25 protein-coding genes are annotated in these 23,358 nt (G+C 63.6%); 5 read left to right on the top strand and 20 right to left on the bottom strand.

Annotated elements, in window-relative coordinates:
* Nucleotides 1-84: 84 nt before the first annotated feature.
* The 12 genes from ACHHTY_RS03310 to ileS form a co-directional block, all read right to left on the bottom strand.
* Entirely contained in the window at nucleotides 85-447 is a 363-nt protein-coding gene (locus tag ACHHTY_RS03310; RefSeq protein ID WP_395492637.1) for a YraN family protein, read from the bottom strand.
* A gap of 2 nt (nucleotides 448-449) precedes the next feature.
* Nucleotides 450-1,148 (bottom strand): ribonuclease HII, encoded by a 699-nt coding sequence (locus ACHHTY_RS03305; RefSeq protein WP_395492636.1) that lies wholly within the window; start codon nucleotides 1,146-1,148, stop codon nucleotides 450-452.
* Between the two features lie 95 nt (nucleotides 1,149-1,243).
* Entirely contained in the window at nucleotides 1,244-1,591 is a 348-nt protein-coding gene (rplS, locus tag ACHHTY_RS03300; RefSeq protein WP_395492635.1) for a 50S ribosomal protein L19, read from the bottom strand.
* A 120-nt stretch (nucleotides 1,592-1,711) separates the two neighbouring features.
* The gene (locus ACHHTY_RS03295; RefSeq protein ID WP_395492634.1) at nucleotides 1,712-2,323 is read right to left on the bottom strand and encodes an RNA methyltransferase; all 612 of its coding nucleotides are present in this window, start codon (nucleotides 2,321-2,323) and stop codon (nucleotides 1,712-1,714) included.
* Nucleotides 2,320-3,126, bottom strand: coding sequence for a tRNA (guanosine(37)-N1)-methyltransferase TrmD (gene trmD / locus ACHHTY_RS03290; protein WP_395492633.1), 807 nt, complete (start codon nucleotides 3,124-3,126; stop codon nucleotides 2,320-2,322). The genes ACHHTY_RS03295 and trmD overlap by 4 nt, the downstream gene beginning before the upstream one ends.
* Before the next feature lie 168 nt (nucleotides 3,127-3,294).
* Nucleotides 3,295-3,843 (bottom strand): ribosome maturation factor RimM, encoded by a 549-nt coding sequence (gene rimM / locus ACHHTY_RS03285; RefSeq protein ID WP_395492632.1) that lies wholly within the window; start codon nucleotides 3,841-3,843, stop codon nucleotides 3,295-3,297.
* 104 nt (nucleotides 3,844-3,947) lie between these two features.
* Complete coding sequence (locus tag ACHHTY_RS03280) at nucleotides 3,948-4,175, bottom strand: KH domain-containing protein (RefSeq protein ID WP_395492631.1); 228 nt, start codon at nucleotides 4,173-4,175, stop codon at nucleotides 3,948-3,950.
* 4 nt (nucleotides 4,176-4,179) lie between these two features.
* The gene (gene rpsP / locus ACHHTY_RS03275) at nucleotides 4,180-4,434 is read right to left on the bottom strand and encodes a 30S ribosomal protein S16 (RefSeq protein ID WP_395492630.1); all 255 of its coding nucleotides are present in this window, start codon (nucleotides 4,432-4,434) and stop codon (nucleotides 4,180-4,182) included.
* A gap of 114 nt (nucleotides 4,435-4,548) precedes the next feature.
* Nucleotides 4,549-5,916, bottom strand: a complete 1,368-nt coding sequence (ffh, locus tag ACHHTY_RS03270; protein WP_395492629.1) for a signal recognition particle protein — start codon at nucleotides 5,914-5,916, stop codon at nucleotides 4,549-4,551.
* Between the two features lie 343 nt (nucleotides 5,917-6,259).
* Nucleotides 6,260-7,204, bottom strand: a complete 945-nt coding sequence (gene fabD / locus ACHHTY_RS03265) for an ACP S-malonyltransferase (RefSeq protein WP_395492628.1) — start codon at nucleotides 7,202-7,204, stop codon at nucleotides 6,260-6,262.
* Nucleotides 7,205-7,339: 135 nt separating this feature from the next.
* Nucleotides 7,340-7,831 carry a signal peptidase II gene (lspA, locus tag ACHHTY_RS03260; protein ID WP_395492627.1) on the bottom strand — a complete coding sequence of 164 codons (492 nt, stop codon included), beginning with the start codon at nucleotides 7,829-7,831 and terminating at the stop codon, nucleotides 7,340-7,342.
* Nucleotides 7,828-10,665, bottom strand: a complete 2,838-nt coding sequence (gene ileS, locus ACHHTY_RS03255) for an isoleucine--tRNA ligase (RefSeq protein ID WP_395492626.1) — start codon at nucleotides 10,663-10,665, stop codon at nucleotides 7,828-7,830. The genes lspA and ileS overlap by 4 nt, the downstream gene beginning before the upstream one ends.
* Nucleotides 10,666-10,992: 327 nt before the next feature.
* On the opposite strand from ileS, the gene ACHHTY_RS03250 reads away from it, so the two are divergent.
* The 5 genes from ACHHTY_RS03250 (at nucleotide 10,993) to ACHHTY_RS03230 (ending at nucleotide 16,636) form a co-directional block, all read left to right on the top strand.
* Nucleotides 10,993-11,751 (top strand): ATP-binding protein, encoded by a 759-nt coding sequence (locus ACHHTY_RS03250; RefSeq protein WP_395492625.1) that lies wholly within the window; start codon nucleotides 10,993-10,995, stop codon nucleotides 11,749-11,751.
* A 558-nt stretch (nucleotides 11,752-12,309) separates the two neighbouring features.
* On the top strand, nucleotides 12,310-13,008 hold the full coding sequence (locus ACHHTY_RS03245) for a cell division ATP-binding protein FtsE (protein WP_395492624.1): 699 nt from the start codon (nucleotides 12,310-12,312) through the stop codon (nucleotides 13,006-13,008).
* Nucleotides 13,005-13,985, top strand: coding sequence for a cell division protein FtsX (locus ACHHTY_RS03240; RefSeq protein WP_395492623.1), 981 nt, complete (start codon nucleotides 13,005-13,007; stop codon nucleotides 13,983-13,985). The genes ACHHTY_RS03245 and ACHHTY_RS03240 overlap by 4 nt, the downstream gene beginning before the upstream one ends.
* Before the next feature lie 82 nt (nucleotides 13,986-14,067).
* The gene (locus tag ACHHTY_RS03235; protein WP_395492622.1) at nucleotides 14,068-15,231 is read left to right on the top strand and encodes a murein hydrolase activator EnvC family protein; all 1,164 of its coding nucleotides are present in this window, start codon (nucleotides 14,068-14,070) and stop codon (nucleotides 15,229-15,231) included.
* Nucleotides 15,232-15,313: 82 nt separating this feature from the next.
* Nucleotides 15,314-16,636, top strand: coding sequence for a S41 family peptidase (locus tag ACHHTY_RS03230; RefSeq protein WP_395492621.1), 1,323 nt, complete (start codon nucleotides 15,314-15,316; stop codon nucleotides 16,634-16,636).
* Between the two features lie 289 nt (nucleotides 16,637-16,925).
* Here ACHHTY_RS03230 and ACHHTY_RS03225 read toward each other — a convergent pair whose 3' ends face one another.
* The 8 genes from ACHHTY_RS03225 to ACHHTY_RS03190 form a co-directional block, all read right to left on the bottom strand.
* On the bottom strand, nucleotides 16,926-17,507 hold the full coding sequence (locus ACHHTY_RS03225) for a FumA C-terminus/TtdB family hydratase beta subunit (protein ID WP_395492620.1): 582 nt from the start codon (nucleotides 17,505-17,507) through the stop codon (nucleotides 16,926-16,928).
* Nucleotides 17,508-17,757: 250 nt separating this feature from the next.
* Complete coding sequence (locus ACHHTY_RS03220; protein ID WP_395492619.1) at nucleotides 17,758-18,594, bottom strand: fumarate hydratase; 837 nt, start codon at nucleotides 18,592-18,594, stop codon at nucleotides 17,758-17,760.
* Nucleotides 18,595-18,688: 94 nt separating this feature from the next.
* On the bottom strand, nucleotides 18,689-19,507 hold the full coding sequence (panB, locus tag ACHHTY_RS03215) for a 3-methyl-2-oxobutanoate hydroxymethyltransferase (RefSeq protein ID WP_395492618.1): 819 nt from the start codon (nucleotides 19,505-19,507) through the stop codon (nucleotides 18,689-18,691).
* Nucleotides 19,504-20,583: a Holliday junction branch migration DNA helicase RuvB gene (gene ruvB / locus ACHHTY_RS03210; RefSeq protein WP_395492617.1), complete on the bottom strand. Its 1,080-nt coding sequence runs from the start codon at nucleotides 20,581-20,583 to the stop codon at nucleotides 19,504-19,506. The genes panB and ruvB overlap by 4 nt, the downstream gene beginning before the upstream one ends.
* A gap of 61 nt (nucleotides 20,584-20,644) precedes the next feature.
* Nucleotides 20,645-21,280, bottom strand: a complete 636-nt coding sequence (gene ruvA, locus ACHHTY_RS03205) for a Holliday junction branch migration protein RuvA (RefSeq protein WP_395492616.1) — start codon at nucleotides 21,278-21,280, stop codon at nucleotides 20,645-20,647.
* A complete protein-coding gene (ruvC, locus tag ACHHTY_RS03200) occupies nucleotides 21,277-21,825 on the bottom strand; it encodes a crossover junction endodeoxyribonuclease RuvC (protein WP_395492663.1) in 549 nt (182 codons plus the stop codon). Before ruvC ends, ruvA begins: the two co-directional genes overlap by 4 nt.
* Nucleotides 21,822-22,571, bottom strand: coding sequence for a YebC/PmpR family DNA-binding transcriptional regulator (locus tag ACHHTY_RS03195; protein ID WP_395492615.1), 750 nt, complete (start codon nucleotides 22,569-22,571; stop codon nucleotides 21,822-21,824). The genes ruvC and ACHHTY_RS03195 overlap by 4 nt, the downstream gene beginning before the upstream one ends.
* 158 nt (nucleotides 22,572-22,729) lie before the next feature.
* Nucleotides 22,730-23,323: an RlmE family RNA methyltransferase gene (locus tag ACHHTY_RS03190; RefSeq protein WP_395492614.1), complete on the bottom strand. Its 594-nt coding sequence runs from the start codon at nucleotides 23,321-23,323 to the stop codon at nucleotides 22,730-22,732.
* Between the last annotated feature and the right edge of the window lie 35 nt (nucleotides 23,324-23,358).

Genomic DNA, 23,358 nt, shown 5'->3' with positions numbered 1-23,358 from the left:
AATCATGCCGAGGGCCGAACCCCCTGAGGGGCTTGTGGTTTGGGCCTTGCTGCCCAAAACAGTTTAAGGGTTTCGACCTGGCTGTCAGAGCTCAAAGGCATTTTTGATGTGCTCGACGGCCGGTTTGCCGCCGGCGAAGGATACCGCCACCACGTCAAAACGGGCCGCCGCCCGGCCGGCGCTTTCCCGCAGCAGGTATTCACTGGCCGCCAGGGCAATTTTGGCCTGTTTCTGCCGGGTCACCGCCTCTAGCGGAGAACCGTAGGCATCGCTGCTGCGGGTCTTGACCTCGACAAAGACCAGCTCGTCCCGGTGCTGGGCCACGATATCGAGTTCGGCCGCCCGGGTGCGATAATTGCGGGCCAGGATGCGATAACCGGCTGCTGCGAGATGGGCGCAGGCCAGTTCCTCGCCCCGCCGCCCCAGACCCTGCCGCTGGCGGGTCATCCTTAACGGCCCTGCCGGCAGTGGTTGACCGGCTTGAAACTTAGCCGGTGAATGGGGCAAGGACCATGCTCCCGCAACAGGCGGAGGTGTTCGGCGGTGCCGTAGCCCTGGTGGCGGATGAAATTATACTGGGGATATTGAAGATGATACTCTGCCATGATCCGGTCCCGCCGCACCTTGGCGACGATGGAAGCGGCGGCGATGGAAGCGCTGCGGGAATCACCCTTGACCAGGGCCTGCTGGGGCAGGGCCAGGGGAACCTGAAACTTGCCGTCCACCAGCAAAAAATCGGGCAGGCAACCGCCGGCCCCGGCGGCCAGGGTTTCCACCGCCTTCTTCATCGCCAGCAGGGAAGCCTGGAGGATATTGAGCCGGTCAATTTCGGCCGCCGACACCACCCCCAGGCCCAGATAAACTCCGGCCAGGGCGGAAATTTCCGCCGCCAGCTCCCGGCGCCGGCGGGGAGCAAGCTGCTTGGAGTCCCGCAAGCGGCTGACGTCGCAGGCCCGGGGCAGGATAACGCAGGCGGCCACCACCGGCCCGGCCAGGGGCCCGCGCCCGGCCTCGTCAGTTCCGGCCACCAAGCGGTAACCCTGCTTCCACAAAGAGCGCTCGAAGGCCAGGGCATCGGAAACCGCCCCGGCCGCCAGGAGAACTTTCCCCCCGCCCGGCCGCCTGCCTTTGCTGGTACAACCTTTCACCAACGCCAGTAACCCGCGGATTTACGAGTTTTAAAGGACTGCCGGCCGGCGGCGGCCAAGCTGAGCACCGCTGCCGGTCGCCGGCCGTTCAGCTGCTAATTGAGGTCGCGTTCACGAATCCTGGCCGCCTTGCCCCGCAGGTTGCGGAGGTAGTAGAGCCGTGAACGGCGCACCCGGCCGTGGCTGACCAGTTCGATCTTCTCCACTTGGGGCGAGTGCAGGGCGAAGGTCTTTTCGACCCCGACTCCGTGGGATACTTTGCGGACGGTAACGCTGGCCCCCATGGTGCCGCGCCGGCGCCGGATTACCACGCCCTGGAAAACCTGGAGCCGCTCCTTGGTGCCTTCAATGATCCGAAAATGGACCTTGACGGAATCGCCGGGCCGGAACTCCGGGTGATCGTGGCGCATCTGTTCCTGTTCAATCTGGGCAATCGCGTTCATTACTGTTCCTCTTTATCAGGTTCAAGGTTCAAGGGACAAGGTGCAAATTTTATGGAGTAAAACTATCTAAAGCCTGGAGGCCGGGCCGGACCTTCGGGTCGTCCGGCCCCCGGCCGGTCCTCAGCGACAAAGGCGGTCGAGGGTTATGGCGGCGGCGGCGCGGACCGGCAAGTGGTTGTAATCGCCACCACCGCTGATCGGCGGCAGGAAGGCATCCACCCCCGCCAGGGCCGCCGGAGCCAGCCCCCAGGCCGTACCCAGCAGTATCAGGGCGGGCTTACCCACCGCCAGTTGCTGCCGGGCCTGGCCATAATCCATCCTGGCGGCCTGGTCCCTGGCGCTGGTCGCCAAAATCAGCGGCCGCTGGGCCCGGGCCGCGGAAACCTGCTCATAAAGGGCGGCCAAATCCGGCACCACCCTTACCAGTTCCAGGGCGGTCTTGCGGGCCGGGTTAAGTTTTCCACCCCGGCCGGTAAGCCAGTGAGCCAGCAGTTCGGCCACCAGGCGCTGCTGATCCTCGTACGGCGTAACCAGATAATACCGCCTGACACCGTAGGTGCGGGCGGTTCTGGCGATATCATGAATATCCAGATTGGTGACCGCCGAACCGATCACCTCGCCCTGCCGGTTCAGCACCGGATAGTGGACCAGGGCGACATCCAGTAAAGCTCCCGTCTGCGCCCCGGCGGAAACCTCCACCGCTTCGTCGTTCCCGCCTGCTCCGGTCATCATTTCTCCTCCGGGCCGGCTGTCGGCGCTGCCGGCGCCGGTCGGAGCGGGTTCACCCGCTGGGCCACCGGCAGCAAACCATGACGGGCCAACAGTTTGCGTTCCGCCGGGCTGAAGTCGGCCGCCGCCAGTAATTCCGGCCGCCGTTCCATGGTCCGCCGCACCGCCTCGCAAAACCGCCAGGCGGCAATGGCGGCATGATCGCCGGAAAGCAGGATCTCCGGCACCGCCATGCCCTCAAAAACCCGGGGCCGGGTGTATTGGGGGTATTTCAGGCCGCCCCGGCTGCCCGGACTGAAAGTATCATTCTCGGCCGAATCACCGCAGCCCAAGACCCCGGGCAGCAGGCGAATCAGGCAATCTAGCAGGACCAGGGCCGCCGGTTCGCCGCCGGTGAGAATATAATCTCCGATGGAGACTTCCCGGTCGACATAGGCGGCCCGGAAACGTTCATCAACCCCTTCGTAACGGCCGCAGACCAGAATCAGCTGCTCCTCACCGGCCAGGTCGGCGGCAATTTCCTGGTTCAGGGTCCGGCCCTGGGGGCTGAGCAGGACCACCCGGGCCGCCGGCGCCGCCGCCCGGACATGACGCACGGCCGCGGCCAAAGGTTCGGGCTTCATCACCATGCCCTCCCCGCCCCCGAAGGGCCGGTCATCGGTCATGGCGTGCCGATCCTCGGCAAAGTCCCGGATATTATGAATGTTGACGCTGACCAGGCCATCCTGCAGCGCCCGCCGGATCATCCCTTCGGCGAGGGGGGAACCGAAAAAATCCGGTAAAATCGTCAGAATATCAAAACGCACCGTAATCCGTTTCCCGGCTCCTTTTCCCGGTCGCCCGAGCAGGAACCATCATTACCTTCAGCCAACCGTAAACGTGCGACAGGGCGGCAGATTCAGACCAGCAGCTCCCAAAAATCCCTCGGGTTCCCGTTGGGGAGCAATCGCCCGCAGATGCGGGACTCTCCACCCCTACAAATCCAGGAGGCCGGGGGGCGGGGTCAGCCGCAACCAGGCCGCCTCCGCGGCCGCTCCGCCTTGGATGGTCATAAATTCTTCATGGGCCGGCACCAGGTACTCACGGCCCGCCTCGTCAACGATCACCAGGATCGGCCGGGCCCCTGTGAGCAGGAAGTCCCGCACCGTGCCGATTTCCCGGCCATCGCTGGTGCGGGCCGGCAAGCCGTCCAGCTGATGCCAGTATATCTCATCGGCCGCCAGCGGCGGCAGGTCAGCCAGGGCCACCGCCACCACCAGGCCGCGCAAAGCCTCGGCCCCGCCCCGGTCATCGACTCCGGCCAGCCGGGCAATGACGGCCTCGGCCCGGGCCCGGGCGGCCAGCAGATGATAAGAACGCGCCCGGCCGGAAGCATCGAGGAGAAAGAGCTCGCTGTCCGCCGGAAAATCACCGCCGCCGGCAAAGGGAATAATCTTTAATTCTCCCTTAACCCCTTGGGGTTTGACGATTTTGCCGATCTCCACCAGGTCGCCCCGCCGGGCTCCGGTAAATCGAATCCGCATCTTAACCGCCCATCGGGCCCGAGGAGTAAATGTCCGGCGGAACCACGGATTTGCCCGAGCGTCTCAGCGGGGCCATAAGCCCTGCTGCCGCCGGAATTTTGCCGCTACTCCATGATTTCCAGGCGCACCTTGCGCTGCTCGGGAGCAACAGCGTTGAGCAAAACCCGCATGGCTCTAGCCGTCCGGCCCTGGCGACCGATCACCTTGCCCAGATCTTCCTTGGCCACCCGCAGCTCCAGCACCAGGGCATCATCATGCTCGGCGGCGGAAACCGTTACCGCATCAGGACGATCCACCAGGCCCCGGGCAACGAAGGCAACCAGATCCTGCATCGTCTTATTCCGCCGCGGCCGGAGCCTGGGCGCCCTTCAGCAGGCTGCGCACCGTATCGGTGGGCTTGGCCCCCCGGGAGAGCCAGTCGGCAACCCGGTCCTGCTTGACCACTACCGCCGCCGGCTTCTGCATGGGGTCATAGGTGCCGACCACTTCCAGAAAACGGCCATCGCGCTTGGCCTCGGAATCCGCCACCACGATCCGGTAAAAGGGCTTCTTTTTCCTGCCCATGCGGGTCAGGCGAATGCGTACTGCCATTTGTGCCTCCTTGATTGTTGGGCTCAAACGATCTCCGCCCGCGGCTGCGGGCACCGGTGATCGTTTGCGGGAAACTCTTCCCTTTTCTTCGCAACGGTTAAATTAAAAAATGATCTAGCGGAACAATCCCTTGGGTCTTTTGCGTTTCTTCTTGCCGCCGGGCACCAGGCCGCCGAGACCGCCGGGCTTGCCGCGGAACTTCTTCATCATCTTGAGCATCTCGGTGTAGCTCTTGATCACCTTGTTGACATCCTGAACCTGGGTGCCGCTGCCTCTGGCGATGCGCTGCCGGCGGGAAGCATTGATGATCGCGTGGTTGCGCCGTTCCTTGGCGGTCATCGAATTGATCACCGCCTCCACCTTGGCCAATTCCCGTTCGTCGGGCTTGGGCGCGTTCTGGAGTTGCTTGAAGCGGTTCATGCCGGGGATCATCCCCATGATCTGCTCCAGGCTGCCCATCTTGCGGACCTGTTTGATCTGGTCGAGAAAATCCTCCAAAGTAAAGCCGTCCTGGCGGATCTTCTGGGCCAGGTCATCGGCCTTTTCCTTGTCGATGGCCGCTTCGGCTTTTTCGATCAGGGTCAGGACATCGCCCATACCCAGAATCCGCGAGGCCATCCGGTCGGGATGAAAAACCTCCAAGGCGTCCAGGCCCTCGCCCAGGCCGACGAACTTGATCGGTCGGCCGGTGGCCTTCTTGATCGACAGGGCGGCGCCGCCGCGGGCATCACCATCGAGCTTGGTCAGAACCACCCCGCTCAGGCTGAGGTCCTGGTGAAATTTTTCCGCCACCGCTACGGCGTCCTGGCCGGTCATGGCGTCGGCGACCAGGAGAATTTCGGCCGGCTGGAGGGCGGACTTTATCCGGCCCAGTTCCTCCATCAGATCATGGTCGACATGGAGGCGCCCGGCGGTATCGATAATCAGGGTATCACAGCCCTTTTCCCCGGCCCGCCAGACCGCCTGGCGGCAGATTTCCACCGGATCCTGCGCGGTCTGGGACGGATGGACCGGCAGGCCCAGCTCGCCGGCCAGCACCGTCAACTGCTCGATGGCGGCGGGCCGGTAAACATCGGCCGGCACCAGGTAAGGCTTCTTGCCCTCCTTTTGCAGCCGGCGGGCCAGCTTGCCGCTGGAGGTGGTCTTGCCCGAGCCCTGGAGGCCGACCATCATGATCACCACCGGCTTGCGGCCGCCGAAATCGAGATCGACGCTGCTGCCGCCCAGCAGTTCCACCAGTTCCTGGTGAACGATCTTGATGACCTGCTGACCGGGGGCCAGGCTTTTCAGAACCTCCCGGCCCACCGCCTTCTCGGAGACGGCGGCAATGAAATCCTTGACCACCCGGAAGTTGACATCGGCCTCGAGCAGGGCCAGCCGCACCTCCCGGAGGGCCTCCTGGATATTCTCCTCGCTCAGGGTGCCATGGCCGCGCAGCTTCTTGAAAACTTCCTGCAGGCGATCGGAAAGACTATCAAACATAGCTAAAGGTAAAAACTCCCCTAAAACGCCAAAAAGCCGGCGATGGTAACAGAGAAAAACGGTTTAACTGCCGCCGCCGCGAACCATGCGCCACAATCGCTTCAACGGCGGCTCAACAGGCAGGTTCCCCGCAACGCGGGACCCACTCCCCGGAAACGGGCAAACATACTTGGAAGCAAGGGCGATGTCAAGCACCTAAACGTTGACCGGCGCCCCTCCCGGGACGAGCAGCGCCCGCGGGACAGCGCGGCAGAACCGGCAGGCTGTAAACCCGGTTCCCGTCGGCGGTTGCGTTCACCTTGCCTGCCCGGGCCTGGAGGTTTGCCAGGACTTGCCTGGCCGACTACAGAGCTTGGCGGCAAGCGGCCAGGGTAGCGGGGCTGTCGACCTGGAGAATGGCGCAATCGTAGTCGGCGGGGATGATTTTCCTGACCAGGCCGCTTAGAACCGTCTTGGGTCCGACCTCGATGAAAGTCCGCACATCTTCGGCCATCAGGCGCTGGACGATTTCATACCAGCGGACGGTGGCCGCAATCTGGCGGGCCATGATTTCCCTGATCCGGGCGGGGTCGGGTTCCGGGGCGGCGGTGACGTTGAACAGAATCGGGGTCCGGGGGGCGGCCACCGGCACTGCGGCCAGGGCCTGGGTAAAGTCGGTCACTGCCCCGCGGATCAGTTCGCTGTGCCAGGCCCCGCTGACTTTCAAAGGGATCGCTTTGCCCCCCTGTTCCTTGGCCAGGGCCGCCGCTGCCGCCACCGCCGGAGCCTCCCCGGAAATGACGATCTGGGCGGCTGAATTATGGTTGGCGATGGCCAGGCGGCCCTGGGCCGTCGCGCCGGCTACGATCTCTCGCACCGTCTCGATATCCAGCTTGACCAGCGCCGCCATGGCGCCGGGATTGGCCGCCGCCTCCCGCTCCATCAGGCTGCCGCGCCGGGTAACCAGCCTAATCGTATCGTCAAAGCTCAGGACTCCGGCGGCGGCCAGGGCGGCGTATTCGCCCAGGCTGTGACCGACGAAAAAATCGGCCTTGATCCCGGCCCGGTCCACCGCCTGCCAGCAGATCAGGTTGATCGCGGTCAGGGCCGGCTGCAGATGGAGGGTCCGGGTCAGTTCCTCTTCCGGGCCTTCCAGGCAGAGGCGGGCCAGCGGCAGGCCGCTGATCTCGGCGGCCCTGGTCAAGAAGTCGCGGGCTTCGCCATGCTCGGCCAGAAAATCCTGGCCCATGCCGACATACTGCGAACCCTGGCCGGGAAACATGATCGCGGTTTTAGCGCCTTTATGCATAGCAACCTCCCGCCTCGAGCGGATTGAGCCCGGCTTTGGCCGGGCGCCTCAGCCGGGGCAATTCAGGCAAATTAATTAAATTAGCACGATATTGCGACTCCGGGACTGGTGCCGGCTGATTTTTTCCGGCCACGCCTACTTGCTGCCGCTGCGCCAGGAGGCCAGCAAAAAGAGCAGTACCCCCGCGGTGATGGCGCTGTCGGCCACATTGAAGGCGGGCCAGTGGTAAGCCCCCCAGTAGAAATCGAGAAAGTCGGTGACCTCCCCGGCCAGGATCCGGTCGACCAGATTGCCCACCGCCCCGGAGGCGATCAGGGCCAGGGCGTAAACATAGAGGCGGCCCTGGTGCCGGACGTGGCGATAGAGCAAGGTCAACAGCACCAGGGCCAGCAGGGCCGCCGCGATGAAGAAAAGGCGGCGCCAGGCGGTGCTTTCCCCGGCCAGCAGACCGAAGGCGGCGCCGGTGTTGGTGTAATATACCAGGCTAAAAAAGCCGGGGATGATCTCCCGGCTTTCATAAAGGGCAAAATTGGCCCGGATCCACCACTTGCTCAACTGGTCAAAAAATAAAAGCGCCCAGAAAAGCGTCAGGGGTCCGGCCAAACCGGGCAAAGATCCGGCTTTCATCGAATCGCCTCGCGGCAGCGGTGGCAGATCCCGGGATGTTCCCGGTCGTTGCCGACGCTTTCCGCCCGCATCCAGCAACGCTGACATTTCTCGCCGGCGGCCGGCCGGACCAGAACCCGCAGGCCGGCGATCTCCTCGCCTTCATAGGCGGCTTCCGCCGCTTCAGCGGCCAGCCGCATGGCTGAAACGATGGTAACCGTCTGCAGGGTTTCCCAGTTGGCGGCGATGAACTGACCCCATTCACCACCGGCGGCTATCACCACCTCGGCATCGAGGGAGTGGCCGATCACCTTGTCGCGGCGGGCGATCTCCAGAGCCCGGGTCAACTCGGAACGAACCAGCAGAATCCGCTCCCATTTGGCCAGCAGCTCCTGGTCGGCCAGCCGTTCCGGCCGGGCCGGCGGGAACCGGGCCAGGAAAACCTCGGGCTCCCGTTCGGGATCGGCGGGCAGATAATCCCAGGCCTCGGCGGCCAGAAAGGAGAGTACCGGCGCCATCAGGCGCAGCAGGCCGGCGCAGATTTCATGCATGACCGCCTGGGCGGCCCGGCGCTGGGGATGATCCGCCGGCATGGTGTAGAGCCGGTCCTTGACGATATCGAGATACAGGGCGCTCAGGCTAACGGTGCAGAAGTTGTAGAGCCCGTGATAAACCTGGTGGAACTCGAATTTTTCGTAACCGACCAGGGTCCGCTCCTTGAGCTGTTCAAAGCGGGCGAGAATCCAGCGATCCAACTCGTCCATTTCCGCTTCGGCCAGCGCCCGGGGGGCGGTGGGATCAAAGTCGTGGAGGTTGCCCAGCAAAAAGCGGACGGTGTTGCGGATCTTGCGATAGGCATCGGCCAGTTGCTTGAGAATATTGTCCGAGATCCGGATGTCGTCGCGATAATCCTCGGAAGCCGCCCAGAGCCGCAGAATTTCGGCCCCGTGGCGCTTGATGATTTCATCGGGAGCGATGACATTGCCCACGCTCTTGGACATTTTCTTGCCCTTGCCATCCACCACGAAGCCGTGGGTCAGCACCGCCCGGTAGGGGGCCTCCCCCCTGGTGCCCACCGCCGCCAGCAGGGCGCTCTGAAACCAGCCCCGGTGCTGATCGCTGCCTTCGAGGTAAAGGTCGGCCGGGTTGCGCAATGGGGGGCTTTCCTCCAGCACCGCGGCATAGCTGACCCCGGAGTCGAACCAGACATCGAGGATGTCCTCTTCCTTGACCAGCTCGGTCGAACCGCAGCGGCAACGGGCTTCGGGTCCGATAAAATCGCTGAGATCACGGCTGAACCAGGCATCGGCCCCTTCCTCGATAAAGATTGCGGTGATCCGGGCGGCGATTTTGGCGTCGTTGAGAATCCGGCCGCAATCCCGGCACCAGACCGCGGTGATCGGCACGCCCCAGGCCCGCTGGCGGGAAAGGCACCAATCGGGCCGGCCGGCCACCATGCCGTGAATCCGCTCCCGGCCCCAGCGGGGAATCCAATCCACCCCGTCGATGGCATCCAGGGCTTTTTCCCGCAGGGTGGTGTTCTCGCCGCCGATTTGGGCCGGGATATCCATCCCGATAAACCACTGCTCGGTGGCCCGGAACATCACCGGCTTCTTGCAGCGCCAGCAATGGGGATAACTGTGGGTCAGTTTTTTCTCCCCCAAAAGGGCCCCGCTCTGGCGCAGGTCGGCGATGATCCGCTTGTTGCCCTGCAAAATGAACATCCCCGCGTAAGGTCCGGCTTCGGCGGTGAAATGGCCGCGGTCGTCCACCGGCGAGAGTACCGGCAGGTTGTACTTGAGGCCGCTGAGATAATCCTCCCGGCCGTGCCCGGGGGCGGTATGGACGCAGCCGCTGCCGGTTTCCAGGGTCACGTAATCGGCGGCGATGATCAGGGACTCCCGCTCCAGGAAGGGATGACGGCAACTTTGCCCCAACAGGTCCGAAGCCGGGAAGCGCGCCAGCTGACGCTGGCCGCTCAGGCCGCATGCGGCCGCAACCTGTTCCACCAGTTCGGCGGCCATGATCAGAACTTCCCCGTCAAGCTCAACGGCGGCGTACTCCAGATCGGGATGCAGGGCCACCGCCACGTTGGCTGGCAGGGTCCAGGGAGTCGTGGTCCAAATGACTACCGCAGCCGGCAGAGAACCGTCGGCCAGCCCGCTCAGGACCGGATAAAGACTCCCCAAGGCAGTCGCCGCCGCCTCAGTCAGGGGGAATTTGACGTAGATCGAAGGCGAGGCATGGTCGGCATATTCGACCTCCGCCTCGGCCAGGGCGGTATTGCAGGAGGCGCACCAGTGGACGGGTTTGCGGCTGCGGCTGACCAGCCCCCCCAGAAGAAAGCTGTTGAATTCGCGGGCGATGGCCGCTTCATACCGGTAATCGATGGTCAGATAAGGGTTGCCCCAGTCTCCCAGAACCCCGAGCCGCTGGAACTCCTCCCGCTGCACGGCCACCCATTCAGCGGCATAACGGCGGCAGGCCTCGCGGAAGGCCAGCTTGCCCACCGCGGCCTTTTGCTCGCCCATTTCCTTGTCGACATTCAACTCGATGGGCAAGCCGTGGCAATCCCAGCCCGGCACGTATGGGCAGTTGAAGCCGGCCATCCGCTTGGACTTGAGGATGATATCCTTGAGAATCTTGTTGAGGGCGTGGCCCATGTGGAGGTGGCCGTTGGCATAGGGAGGGCCGTCATGGAGAATGTAAACTGGCCGGCCGACCCCGGCCCGCTCCAGCGCCCCGTAGAGATCTTGCTCTTGCCATTTTTGCAGCAGTTCCGGTTCCCGCTGGGCGAGGTTGGCCTTCATCGGAAAGTCGGTCTGGGGCAGGTTGAGGGTGGAGCGGTAATCCATATCAGCAAACTCCGGTTAGGCTTTCACTTGCAGGTTGCGCCGTCCGGGTCGGCGGACAACGAACTCAAATATTCGGGCATGGAGTGTTTGGGGCCCTGGCAGAGCCGGTAGCGCAGCGGGCAAGCCCGGATTTCGCAACCGGAAAAACTGTCTGCATTCCCCTGGTTTGCGCCGGTCTCCAAAGCCGACGGACAAAATAACCATGATCCGCCGGGCAAAATCGGATAAAATACCAGTTCGCCTCCAGTTTGCAAGGTAAAGAAGCAAGCCGGCCCCAGCGCAAGGCGCCGGCCAGCGGGATCATTTGAACGTACGGAGAAAAAAGCAATGCCTAAAATTATCGCCATGGCGGGCAAGGGCGGGGTCGGCAAGACCACGATCACCGCCTTGCTCCTCAATTACCTCTTGGCCGCGCAGAAGACCCCGGTCCTGGCGGTGGACGCCGACGCCAACGCCAACCTCAACGAATTGCTGGCCCTGCCGGTCCAACTGACCATCGGCCAGATCCGCAAGGAAATGAAGGGCGAGTTGCCTCCCCACATCACCCGCGACCAGTACATGGAGATGAAGGTCCACCAGGCCCTGGTGGAAGCCCGGGGGTTCGACCTGCTGACCATGGGCCAACCCGACGGGCCGGGCTGCTACTGTTCGGCCAACCAGTTCCTGGCCATGACCATGGACCATCTGGCCGGCAATTACCGCTACATCCTGGTGGACAACGAGGCGGGCATGGAGCACCTGAGCCGGATGAACCTGCGGGTCATCGACCTGCTGCTGGTGGTTTCCGATCCTTCGGCCCGGGGCATCATGACCGCCGAGAGGATCGCCGCCCTGACCGAACCCCTGGGAATTCAGCCGGGCAAGAAATGCCTGCTGATCAATCGGGCCCCGGCCGACCCCGAACCGGCTCTGCAAAACAAGATCGCCGAAGCCACCAGCCGCAGCGGCCTGGAGTTGGGCGGCCTGTTGCCCCAAAGCGCCACCCTTGCCGCCCACGAACTAGCCGGGCGCTCCTATCTGGACCTGGATGGAGGCGAGCCCGCCCTGGCCGCGGCCTTTGCCGTTTTTGACCGCATTCTGCCCTGAACTCCCGGCCGGATTCCATTCCTACAACAGGACGCCCAGCCCCGGCTGATCGCCGGATAACCTGGTTGGCACCGGCTTTCCCGGCCAATGCCGGCGGAGAGCCGGCAAACTCCTGCCGAATCAAGCCCCTGGGGACATTTAAAGCTCTCCGCCTGACCGCTTCCCGCTCCATTATCCCGGGTCGGCCGGCCCAAACACTCAAGATCCCTGTTCTTCCGGCAACTTAAAGATTTGCCCGGCCGGCGCCGGTGCCGGCCGGAAACGGCATATCTATCGAATATCAGCGGAATATCGGCGAAAAAAGTGTTATTTTTTTCGCGACTGGTTTATTGTTGGCCCAGGTTGCCGAACCTGATCGCCCGTCGCCGAACCAGCAAGTGTCCCTTCTGGTTAATCGCGTCCGTCAATTGTTGGGGCATCGTGGTTCCTCGCAAGGCGCGCAAAACGAAGGCATAGCAGGGTTATGGCGAGTTTTGCGCAACGCCGCGAGGGGCTGCGAGGGCCGACAAGTGGCGGACGCGATTAACCAGAAGGGACACCAGGATCGTTAAAGTACTCATGGCAAACTTAGCCCCGCCCACCGCCACCATGGTTGAGTGCATCAAGCTGGGGAAGATTTACCCCCCCGACGTGGAGGCGGTCCAGGAAGTTTCCCTGGCCGCGGCCCGGGGGGAGATTCTCTTTGTCACCGGCAACAGCGGGGCGGGTAAAAGCACCCTGCTCAAGCTTATCTGCCGCCAGGAAATACCCGATGCCGGCATGGTGATCATCGGAGGCCGCGATATCGCCCGGCTCGGCGCCGCCCAACTCCAGCGCCTGCGCCGGCGGATCGGCGTCGCCTACCAGGATTTCCGGCTTCTGCCCCAACTCAGCGTTTTGCGCAACGTGGCCCTGGCCATGGAGATCGACTACCGGCCGGAAAGAAAAATCCGCCGCCGGGTCGAGGAACTGCTGGCCAAACTGGATCTGGCGGACAAGCTGGAACGTCCGGTAAGCGAGCTTTCCCGGGGTGAACAGCAACGGGTGGCCATCGCCCGGGCGGCGGCCAATTCACCTGCCCTGCTGCTGGCCGATGAGCCCACCGGCAACCTGGATGAAGAGTCCGCGGCCCTGGTCCTGGCCCTGTTTGGCGAACTGGCGGCGGCCGGCGGGACGGTAATCGCCGCCACCCACGACGAAAGACTCTATCGCGCCGACGGCCACCGGGTCCTCCACCTGGATCGGGGCCGGCTGGTCGCGACTGTAGGTGCGAGATGAACAGCCGGACCGGTTCCTCCCGGGCGCCCAAAAGAAAACTCGCCAAGAATCCCGCCCGGCGGATGAAGAAAAAGGACCAGGTGGGCTTCTCCTCTTTCCTGGCCGGAATCCTGCGCCAAACCGGCCGCAACCTGGCCCGCACCTGGACCACCCAACTCATGACCTTGTTGACCGTCATGCTTTCGGTGCTGATTTTCGCCTTCTTTCTCCTGATCCATCTCAACACCATCGCCGCCGGAGCCCGCCTGGGCGAAGAGCTCCGCTTGACGGTCTACCTGGCCGAGGAGATCAATCCCGCGCTGCAACCCCGGATCGAGGAACGGATCCGCCAGTTCGGGGCCATCGCTTCGGTCCGCTTCGTTTCCCGCCAGCAGAGTTTCGAGCGCTTTGCCGCCCGGCTCGGCGAAGAACGCGACATCCTCGACGACCTCGGCCCGGACGTCCTGCCGCCGGCCATCGAAGTGATTCCCCAACCCGGCCTGCTGGGCCTGGGCGATCTCGAGCAGCTGGCCGCCTACCTGACCACCCTGCCCGACGCGGTTCGGGTGCAGTACGGCCGGGAATGGCTGCAGCGCTTCAACAACTTCAACCATTTGCTGCGGGTGGTGGTGCTGTTCAGCGCCACTCTGCTGACCCTAAATCTGATCTTCGTCATTTCCCACACCATCCGCCTGACCGTGGCGGCCCGGCGCGAAGAGCTGGAAATAATGCGCTTGCTGGGGGCTGACCAAAGCTTCATCCGCACGCCCTTCCTGGCCGAGGGCCTGCTCCAGGGCGGCCTGGGCTCGGCCCTGGGTTTGGGCGCCCTGATGCTCCTCTTTCACTGGGCCGCCGGCCAGTTCGGCGGCACCGGGATGCTGGGCCTTTTCACCTTGGAGTTTCTGTCCTGGCCCCTGCTGCTGCTGATCATCGGCGCCGGGACTTTCCTCTGCACCGCCAGCAGCCTGGTGGTCATCAACAAGTCGTTGCGGATCTGAGATGAACCCCGGCCGGCGCCCAGATCAAATGCTCTCCGCTCCCGAATCCGCTCGGTCCAAGGGGGGGGGAATCCGGTCCCGGGTGGTTGGCCTGTCCTTGCCGCTGCTGCTGCTCTCTCTGCTGGCCGGGCTCCTGCTCCCGGGCCCCGGCCCTGCCCGGGCTGAAACCGCCGCCAGCGAACTGGAACAGCAAATCGAACAACTGCGCCGCGGGATCAGTGAACAGGAAAGCCTGATCGGCACCGTCAGCCGGCGGGAAGAAAGCCTGTTGACCGAGCTGGCCCGGCTCGACCTGGAGGTCGCCGGCCAGCGCCAACTGCTGGACGCCATGCAACTCCACCTGGAACATAAACAGCAGCAGCTGGCGGTCAAACAGGAGGAGCTGGACCGAGTCCTGGAGATCCGCAACCAGGCCAGGGATCATCTCCGCCGGCGGCTGGCGGCCACCCACCAGATGGGTTCCGTCGGCCTGCTCAATATCCTCTTCACCGCCGACAGCCTGCCGGATCTGCTCGAATTGCAGGATAGCCTGCAAGCCGTCCTCGACCACGACCGGCAAACCATCAGCCGCTACCGGGAGCAAATCCGGCAACTCGAGGAAGCGCGCCTGACCCTGGAATCCGAAGAGGCCGAACTGCTGGCGGCCCAAGACGCGGCCCAGGCCCAGGAGCTGCGCCTGGCGGCCAGCCGCGAGGAGCGAGCCGCCTTTCTCAATCGGGTGCGGACTGAGAAACAGATGTACCAGCAGGCCCTGCGGGAAATTGAAGCCGCCTCCCAGCGGGTGACCGCCGCCCTGGCCGCCCAAAGCACCGGGCAAAGGCAGAACCCCGGCGGATCCGGCAGCTTCACCGCCCAGCGGGGCCGGCTCGCCCTGCCCGCTGCCGGGACCATCATCACCGGTTTCGGCCAGGCCGTAACCGGCCGCTTCGGCTCCAGCGAACAAAGTCGGGGCATCACCGTCAAAACCGAGCCCGGCGCCGAAGTACAAGCCTTTTTCGCCGGCAGCGTGGTCTACGCCGGGGTTATGGAAGGCTACAGCGGCCTGATCATTATCGATCACGGCGAGCGCTATTTCAGCCTGATTGCCCGCTTGGCGGAAATCGCGGTGGCGGTTGGAGACCGGGTGCAAAGCGGAGAATTTATCGGGCTGGCCGGCTTGGACCCGGAGGGAACAGCGGGCCAGCTCTACCTGGAGATCCGCCGCGGGGTCGAAGCCGTCGACCCTCTCCCCTGGTTTGACTTATAATTAATTGTCCATTCGGCCTGAACGTGCTATAATTATTAATGTCTTCAACCTTTTTACCTCATTCTGCTCTCGAGACTTTTTCATGAAAAATCCCTCCAAGCTGTTGACCAGACTTACCCTGCCCTTTCTCGGCGTAATTTTCGTCCTCACCCTGGTGGCCTGGCAGTTGCCGGACAGCCGGGCCGCCAAGTCCGAGGAAACCTACCGCCATCTGGAAACCTTTGCCAACGTTCTGCATATCATTCAGCAGAACTACGTGGAGGAGGTCGACGCCGAGGAAGCCATCCTGGGGGCGATTCGCGGGATGCTCAACTCCCTGGATCCCCATTCTTCCTTTCTGCGGGCGGACGATTTCAAGGAACTCCAGATGGAGACCAAGGGCACCTTCACCGGCATCGGCATTGAAATCTCGATCCGGGACGGCATGCTGACCGTGGTTTCCCCCATCGAAGGGACTCCGGCCTTCAAGCAGGGCCTGCGGGCGGGAGACCGGATTATCCGGATCGACGGCGAGTCCACCAAGGATATCTCCCTGATGGACGCGGTCAAAAAACTGCGGGGCCCCAAGGGCACCGAAGTCACCGTTTCCATCCATCGCGAAGGCTGGTCGGAATTTCGGGACATCGCCATTATCCGTGATGTCATCCCGATCCACAGCGTCAAGGCCCGGCAATTGGAGCCGGGTTTTGCCCATGTCCGGATCAGCAACTTCCAGGCCAAAACCACCCGGGATTTTCGCGCCGCCATCACCGAACTGCAGAAGGAAGGGGAGATCAAGGGCCTGATCCTCGATCTGCGCAACAACCCCGGCGGCCTCCTGGACCAGGCGGTGCAACTGACCGACGTATTTCTCGACCAGGGGATAATCGTTTCCACCAAGGGCCGGATCCGGGAACAGAACCTGGTATTCGAGGCCCGCCACAACAACGGCACCGATTACCACTTTCCCATCGTGGTCTTGGTCAACGAGGGCAGCGCCAGCGCCTCGGAAATCGTGGCCGGAGCCCTGCAGGATCACAAGCGGGCCCTGATCATCGGCGCCCCGACCTTCGGCAAGGGCTCGGTCCAGACCATCATCCCGCTCAACGACGGAGCCGGTCTGCGGTTGACCACGGCCCGCTACTACACGCCCAGCGGGGTTTCCATCCAGGCCAAAGGCATCGCCCCCGATGTCGAGGTGCATAACGAAGAAATCGCTCTGCCCGGGCCGGCCGAAAACGACCGCCCGCCCCATATGGTGATCAGGGAGCGGGATCTGCGCCAGCACATTGACAACGACGCCGGTAAAGAGGCGCCGGACGGCGTTGGGGAAAAGAACAACGAGTTGCGGGAAGAGCTTGCCCGCGACCGCCAGCTGCAGACCGCCCTGACGCTGCTCAAGGGCCTGGAAGTCTTTTCCCGCTAGTTAAAGGGGCAGCAGCACCGCATCTGCGGGCGATCAGCCCCCGCGGCATACTGGAGTATAGCCGCGGGGGCTGCTTGCCCACATCTGCGGCACTGCTGCCCCTTTAACTCCGATTACTCGGCAGATTGGCCTTTTTTGGGGGGCCAGGATCTTTCTGCTGACCCAGTTCAGTTCTCCAGCCAATCGTTCCCGGCAAAATAGTGACCGACAGCGGGGATCAAAGCACCGCATCTTGCGGCGGTCAGAGCCGGCAATTATTGCAACGCTGGCTTGCTGGTTCTGATCGCGCCTAGATCCGGTGCTGCTGCACCATCTCGTAGTAGTCGTTGCCGGCCAGGTCGTTGATCACCACCGCCGGGAATCCTTCCACTTCGAAGCGGAACATGGCCTCGGCGCCGGCATCGGCGAAGGCCACCACTTCACTTTTCTTGATGCAGCCCGACAACAGGGCCCCGGCCCCGCCAATGGTGGCGAAATAGACTGCTCCGTGCTGGAGCATCGCCTGCCTGACCTCCGCCGAGCGGGCTCCCTTGCCCATGGTGGCGGCCATTCCCAGGGCCAGCAACCGGGGTGTGTAGGCATCCATCCGGTAGCTGGTGGTGGGGCCGGCCGCGCCAATAACCCGGCCCGGGGGAGCCGGGGTCGGCCCGACGTAATAGAGCAGCTGCCCGGCCAAATCCACCGGCAAAGGCCGGCCCTCGTCGAGCAGGGCGCAGAGACGGCGGTGGGTCTGATCGCGCCCGGTGTAAATGGTCCCGGTCAGGCTGACCAGTTCCCCGGCCTTGAGGGAGGCCAGCTCACCTTGGGCAAAAGGAACCGCGATTTTACGTAATTGACTAAAGAACCGCGACTGGGCTAACGGACTGGACATAACCGACACTCCCGCAACTTTTAAATTGGCTCCGTAAAAAGCCGCGCCGCCGCCAAACCCCGCGACCGGCCCCTCATCATCATTTCCATTTTGCCCCCACCACCCCCAAGGTAATCAAGCTTAAGCAAACTGCCAATCACCCGGCAAACGCCCGGGAGTGCCGCAGGTTGCGGCAAGCGGGCAGGCGCCGCATAGTTCGCTATGCAAGCCGGCCCGATCGCCGCAAGATGCGGTGCTCCCGGGCGTTTGCCTATAGGGTGAGTTCTTTGTGGCGATGGGCATGACACTGGATATTCACCGCCACCGGCAGACTGGCGATATGGGTGGGGAACAGCTCGAGGTGCACCGCCAGGGCGGTGTTGTTGCCGCCAAAGCCGTGGACCCCACTCCCCTGTTCATTTATTTCGGCCAGAATCTCCGCCTCGAGATCGGCGGCATCGCGCCGGGAGTGGGGTTGGCCCAGGGGCCGGCAGAGGGCTTTCTTGGCCAGGTAGGCCGCTTTTTCAAAGGTGCCGCCCACTCCTACGCCGACGGTGACCGGCGGGCAGGGGTTGGAGCCGGCCGCCACCACCCTTTCCACCACGTAGCGGATAATCCCCGGCTTGCCCGCCGACGGCGGCAGCATGGCCAGGGCGCTCATGTTCTCACTGCCGCAACCCTTGGGCAGAAAGCGCAGAGTCAGCCGGTCTCCGGCCACCAGTTCCAGGTGAACCACCGCCGGGGTGTTGTCGTTGGTGTTGACCCGGGTCAGGGGATCACAGACCGAATTGCGCAGAAAGCCGTCCTTATAGCCCTGGCGGACCCCTTCTTCCACGGCGGCCAGCAGATCGCCGGCCACCGTCACTTCCCGGCCGAGTTCGACAAAAACCACGGTAATCCCCGTATCCTGGCAAACCGGCAGCTTTTCCCGGCTGGCGATATCGGTGTTGCTCAACAACAACTCCAGGACATTGCGGCTCAACTCCGAACTTTCCCGGTCCCTGGCCGCCACCAGGGCCTCGAGAATATCCGGCTCCAGGTCGCAGGCCGCCGCCATCGCCAATTCCCGCACCGCGGCGGTAACTTTTTCCCCGCTGATTATTCTCATAATGAAACCGTTCCATTTGTTTGCTGATTAATCAATGAGACAACCGTTCCAAACTGCACCACAGGGTCCCGCTGGCCGGCCCGGACCAAGGGCCTTATTCATCCAGGGGGCCGAAAGAGTGTTCCGCGGCCGGAAAGGTGCCCTTTTCTACCTCCCGGCGAAAAGCGGCCAGGGCCGCGCCGGCCTCGCCGGCCAAAGAGGCGTACTGCTTGGCGAACTTGGGCACAAAACGGGTAAAAAGACCGAGCAGGTCGTGGGTAACCAGGACCTGGCCGTCACAGTGGGGCCCGGCCCCGATGCCGATGGTGGGAATACTCAGCTCGGCGCTGATCCGCCGGGCCAGCAGGGCCGGCACGCATTCCAGCACCAGGGCGCAGGCCCCGGCGGAAGCCAGGGCCTGGGCGTCATGGGCCAGCTTGGCCGCCGACTCGGCATCCCGGCCCTGCACCTTGAAGCCTCCCAATTGGCCGGCGGTCTGGGGAGTCAGGCCGATATGACCGATCACCGGGATTCCGGCCCGGACCACGGCGGCCAGGATCGGGGCGATTTCCGCCCCGCCTTCCATCTTGACCGCGGCGCAACCGGCCTCCTTGAGAAAACGGCCGGCGTTGCGGATGGCCTCCCTTGCCTCGACCTGGTAAGAGAGAAAGGGCAGATCCCCCACCAGCAGAGTCTGCTTTACTCCCCGCCGGACCGCCTTGGCATGATGAATCATTTCAGCCATGGTCACCGGCACGGTGGAATCGTAGCCCAGGGCCACCATGCCCAGGGAGTCCCCGACCAGGATCAGATCGACGCCGGCTTGCTCGACCAGGGCCCCGAAGGCGGCATCATGGGCGGTGAGCATGGTGATTTTCTCACGGCGTTCCTTCTTGACCGCAAGGTCACGGACGGTTTTGACGGTGGTAGTCATGATTGTCTGTCCTTGGCTGGTGCCAACGGCGGGGTGTCGGCAAAAAGTCCCGGCCCCCCGGTCGCCTCCCGGCAATCGGGAGCAAAACTCCGGCCGAAGTGCTGGTAGGCGGCCCGGGTAACCATGCGCCCCCGGGGGGTGCGGACCAGGAAACCGATCTGGATCAGGAAGGGTTCGTAGACATCCTCGAGGGTGGTTTTTTCCTCGCAGACCATGGTGGCCAGGGTTTCCAGGCCGATGGGCCCGCCCCGGAACTTGTCGATCAGGGCCAGCAGAATCCGCCGATCCATTTCATCGAAACCGAGCTGATCAATTCCCAGCATGTTCAAGGCGGCGTCGGCCACCTGGCCAGTGATCCGACCCTGGGCCTTGACCTCGGCGAAATCCCGCAGGCGGCGCAGCAGCCGGTTGGCGATCCGGGGGGTGCCCCGGGAGCGGCGTCCGATTTCCAGGGCGCCGGCATCATCCAGGGGGACCCCGAGCAGGCCGGCGGAACGATGGACAATGGCCACCAGCTCTTCGGGGGCATAAAAATCGAGCCGCAGGGCCATGCCGAAGCGATCCCGGAGCGGCGGGGTCAACAGGCCGGTACGGGTGGTGGCCCCCACCAGGGTGAAACGGGGCAGCGACATCTTGACGCTGCGGGCTCCCGGACCATGGCCAATCACCAGGTCCAGCTCGAAATCCTCCATGGCCGGGTAAAGGATCTCTTCCACCACGTGATTGAGCCGGTGAATTTCATCGATGAACAGGACATCGCCTTCCTGAAGACTGGTGAGAATGGCGGCGAGATCTCCCGGCCGCTCGATCACCGGCCCGGAGGTCACCCGAATGCCGGCCCCCATTTCGTTGGCGATCACGTAGGCCAGGGTGGTTTTGCCCAGGCCGGGAAAACCGTGAAATAGGGTATGATCCAGGCATTCGCCCCGGCCCTTGGCGGCGGCAATGGCGATGTTCAGGTTCTCCTTGAGCTGCTCCTGGCCGATATACTGGCTGAGCAACTTGGGCCGCAGGGCGGCATCGAAAAGATCCTCCGGGGCGGGGGCGGGACTGACGATCCGTTCTTCCTGGTTCATGACAAAGGTTCACCAAGGTTGCCCCGGCGGCCGGCGGCCGGCGGGACGGCGGGTTCAGCTTTCATGCCAATGACCTCAAGGCCTGGCGCAGCAACTCTTCCACCGGCAAATCGGCGGCCGCTCCCGAACCGCGGCCGGGCCGCAGCCCCTCCAGGGCGGCCCGGGCCTTAACGGCCGGATAACCGAGATTGACCAGGGCCGAAAAGGCGTCCCGGAAAGACTGTTCGGCAAAATCGGCCGAAGCCCGGGCCCCGGCCGGCGCCCCCGCCCCCCCGCTGTCGCCGGCGGCCAGGAAGAATTCCATTTTATCCTTCAGTTCCAGGCAGAGCCGTTCCGCCGTTTTTTTGCCGACGCCCGGCAGTTTTTTGAGAAAAAAGATGTCATCGGCGACCAGGGCCCGGCTCAGGGCGGCGGGCGCGGCCCCGGCCAGGATATTCATGGCCACCCGCGGCCCCACCCCGGAAACGCCGAGGAGCAGTTGAAACATCCGTTTTTCGGCGTCATCGGGAAAACCGTAAAGGCTGAAGGAATCCTCGCGAACCACGGTTTGCACATGCAGAAAAAGCTCCTCGCCGACGGCCGGCAGGCGATCGTGACGGGAGGCGGGGAAAAAGACCTCGTACCCCACCCCCCCGACCGCAATGACCAGGCTGTCGGCGGCCCGCTGGACCAGTTTGCCCTGCAAAGAAGCTATCACGGTTTATCGCCTTTGGTTGGCTCTCTTGGCGCCGGCGGCTCCGCCCCGGCCACCGGCAACTGCCAGCTCTCGCGGTGGTTGGCGCCGCAAACCGCCACGGCCAGGGCGTCGGCGGCATCGGCGGAAGGGCTGGCGGCCAGGTTCAACAGGGCCCGGACCATCCGCTGGACCTGGTCCTTGGGGGCCCGCCCGTAACCGGCCACCGCCTGTTTTACCATCAGCGGACTGAATTCGGCCAGGGGCAGGCCATGCTGGCCGGCCGCGAGGAGGATTACCCCCCGGGCATGGCCCAGCTTGAGGGCCGCCCGGGGATTGGTGGCCACAAAGACATCTTCAACCGCCATCCGATCGGGACGATGGAGGGCGATCACTTCACTCAACCCCAGGTACAGGTGGTAGATCCGGGCCGCCAGACTGCCGTACCGCTCCAGCCGCAGCACCCCGCAGGCCACGAAACGCAACCGCGCTCCGTCCTGCTCGATCACCCCGTAACCGGTGATCCGGGAACCGGGATCAACCCCGAGGATGCGGCCGGCCCCATTCAGGAGATCGCCTCCATGATGGAGTCGGGGATGTCGAAGTTGGCATGGACCTTCTGGACATCGTCATTATCTTCCAGGGTTTCCAGCAGCCTCAGCAACTGGGCGGCGGTTTTCTGGTCGCTGACCTCCACCGTGTTCTTGGGGATCATGGTAATGGAAGCCTCGAGAAAAACAATCCCCTTTTCCTGCAAGGCCTCGCTGACGGTGTTGAAATCGTCGGGGTCGGTATGAATCTGGTAGGTGTCGTCCTCGATGGTCACATCCTCGGCCCCGGCCTCGATGGCCGCGTCCATCATTTCCTCTTCCGAAAGCGCGGCCTGATCAACGACGATCAGTCCTTTGCGGTCAAACATCCAGGAAACGCAGTTGGTTTCTCCCATATTGCCGCCGGACTTGTTGAAGGCATGACGGACATCGGCCACGGTGCGGACCCGGTTGTCGGTCATGCATTCCACCATCACCGCCACCCCGCCGGGCCCGTAGCCCTCGTAGGTGATCTCCTCGTAGGACACCCCTTCCAGTTCGCCGGATCCCTTCTTGATGCCCCGTTCGATATTGTCCTTGGGCATATTCACCGCCTTGGCGGCGGCCACGGCCGACCGCAAGCGGGGATTGCCGTCGATATCCCCGCCGCCCAGGCGGGCGGCCACGATGATTTCCTTGATCAACTTGGTGAAAATCTTGCCGCGCTTGGCATCCGCCGCTCCCTTGCGGTGCTTGATATTGGCCCACTTGGAATGTCCCGCCATACTTTTATAAACCCCTTAATTTAGATTGCCGCTGAGAATTTACGTCGCAAAATCAAAATCCCCCGGCCGCCGGCAGGCGACCGGGTTCGAAACCATGGCTGGTCTGGTAAGCCGGCGCCGCCGCTTCAGAGCCGCAACCGGGGAGAGCCCCGCGGGTTTCAACCCTGGAAACCCTGACCCAGCAGAAAAACCTCCCGGCTTTCGGAGCGGGAACTCTTGGGCTTGAAGACTCGGGCCTTGGCAAAGCGCAGGCGGGCCTCCTCGACCAATTCCTTGAAATCCTCCCCCTCGAAAACCTTGCAGTAAAAATTGCCCCCGGGCCGCAAGAGAGTTTCGGCGATCTCCAGCACCGTCCGGGCCAGGCGCAGGGAGTGCTGCTGGTCGGCCCAGCGGTTGCCGGTGGTCCGGGGCGCCATATCGCTGACGATGGCGTCATAAAGGGGGCAGATGCTCCGCACCCGGGTCTGCACCGTTTCCTTGGTGATGTCCCCGAGGACAAAATGAAAGGGCGCCCCGCCGCGTACCTGGATCGGACCGGGATTGAGATCCACCCCCACCACCAGGCCCCGGGGCCCGATCACCCGGGCGGCATAAAGGCTCCAGCTCCCCGGCTGGCAGCCCAGGTCCAGCACCCGATCGCCGGCTTTCAGGAGCTTGAATTTCTGCTGGGCCTCCTCCAACTTGTAAACCGAGCGCGCCGGGTAGCCGGCTTTCTTGGCTTTATGAAAATAATGATCCTGAACCTGTTTCATCCGCCCGCCCATCCTCGGCAAAGAAAAAAACGGCC

Origin of the sequence: Desulfurivibrio nitratireducens (genome assembly GCF_044068515.1) — a bacterium.
In the GTDB taxonomy this organism is placed as follows: Bacteria; Desulfobacterota; Desulfobulbia; order Desulfobulbales; family Desulfurivibrionaceae; genus Desulfurivibrio.
The sequence above is the reverse complement of the archived record's forward strand: the minus strand, read 5'-3'. Positions and strand labels throughout refer to the sequence as shown.

Excerpts from the sequence above, each read along its gene's own strand:
- ACHHTY_RS03230 (WP_395492621.1), top strand. The coding sequence starts at position 15,314 with ATGAAAAATCCCTCCAAGCTGTTGACCAGACTTACCCTGCCCTTTCTC.
- ACHHTY_RS03250 (WP_395492625.1), top strand. The coding sequence starts at position 10,993 with ATGCCTAAAATTATCGCCATGGCGGGCAAGGGCGGGGTCGGCAAGACC.
- ACHHTY_RS03280 (WP_395492631.1), bottom strand. The coding sequence starts at position 4,175 with ATGCAGGATCTGGTTGCCTTCGTTGCCCGGGGCCTGGTGGATCGTCCT.
- ffh (WP_395492629.1), bottom strand. The coding sequence starts at position 5,916 with ATGTTTGATAGTCTTTCCGATCGCCTGCAGGAAGTTTTCAAGAAGCTG.
- ACHHTY_RS03220 (WP_395492619.1), bottom strand. The coding sequence starts at position 18,594 with ATGAGAATAATCAGCGGGGAAAAAGTTACCGCCGCGGTGCGGGAATTG.
- ACHHTY_RS03245 (WP_395492624.1), top strand. The coding sequence starts at position 12,310 with ATGGCAAACTTAGCCCCGCCCACCGCCACCATGGTTGAGTGCATCAAG.
- rimM (WP_395492632.1), bottom strand. The coding sequence starts at position 3,843 with ATGCGGATTCGATTTACCGGAGCCCGGCGGGGCGACCTGGTGGAGATC.
- fabD (WP_395492628.1), bottom strand. The coding sequence starts at position 7,204 with ATGCATAAAGGCGCTAAAACCGCGATCATGTTTCCCGGCCAGGGTTCG.
- ileS (WP_395492626.1), bottom strand. The coding sequence starts at position 10,665 with ATGGATTACCGCTCCACCCTCAACCTGCCCCAGACCGACTTTCCGATG.
- ACHHTY_RS03225 (WP_395492620.1), bottom strand. The coding sequence starts at position 17,507 with ATGTCCAGTCCGTTAGCCCAGTCGCGGTTCTTTAGTCAATTACGTAAA.
- rpsP (WP_395492630.1), bottom strand. The coding sequence starts at position 4,434 with ATGGCAGTACGCATTCGCCTGACCCGCATGGGCAGGAAAAAGAAGCCC.
- ACHHTY_RS03190 (WP_395492614.1), bottom strand. The coding sequence starts at position 23,323 with ATGAAACAGGTTCAGGATCATTATTTTCATAAAGCCAAGAAAGCCGGC.
- lspA (WP_395492627.1), bottom strand. The coding sequence starts at position 7,831 with ATGAAAGCCGGATCTTTGCCCGGTTTGGCCGGACCCCTGACGCTTTTC.
- ACHHTY_RS03295 (WP_395492634.1), bottom strand. The coding sequence starts at position 2,323 with ATGATGACCGGAGCAGGCGGGAACGACGAAGCGGTGGAGGTTTCCGCC.
- ACHHTY_RS03195 (WP_395492615.1), bottom strand. The coding sequence starts at position 22,571 with ATGGCGGGACATTCCAAGTGGGCCAATATCAAGCACCGCAAGGGAGCG.
- ruvB (WP_395492617.1), bottom strand. The coding sequence starts at position 20,583 with ATGAACCAGGAAGAACGGATCGTCAGTCCCGCCCCCGCCCCGGAGGAT.
- ACHHTY_RS03310 (WP_395492637.1), bottom strand. The coding sequence starts at position 447 with ATGACCCGCCAGCGGCAGGGTCTGGGGCGGCGGGGCGAGGAACTGGCC.
- panB (WP_395492618.1), bottom strand. The coding sequence starts at position 19,507 with ATGACTACCACCGTCAAAACCGTCCGTGACCTTGCGGTCAAGAAGGAA.
- rplS (WP_395492635.1), bottom strand. The coding sequence starts at position 1,591 with ATGAACGCGATTGCCCAGATTGAACAGGAACAGATGCGCCACGATCAC.
- ACHHTY_RS03240 (WP_395492623.1), top strand. The coding sequence starts at position 13,005 with ATGAACAGCCGGACCGGTTCCTCCCGGGCGCCCAAAAGAAAACTCGCC.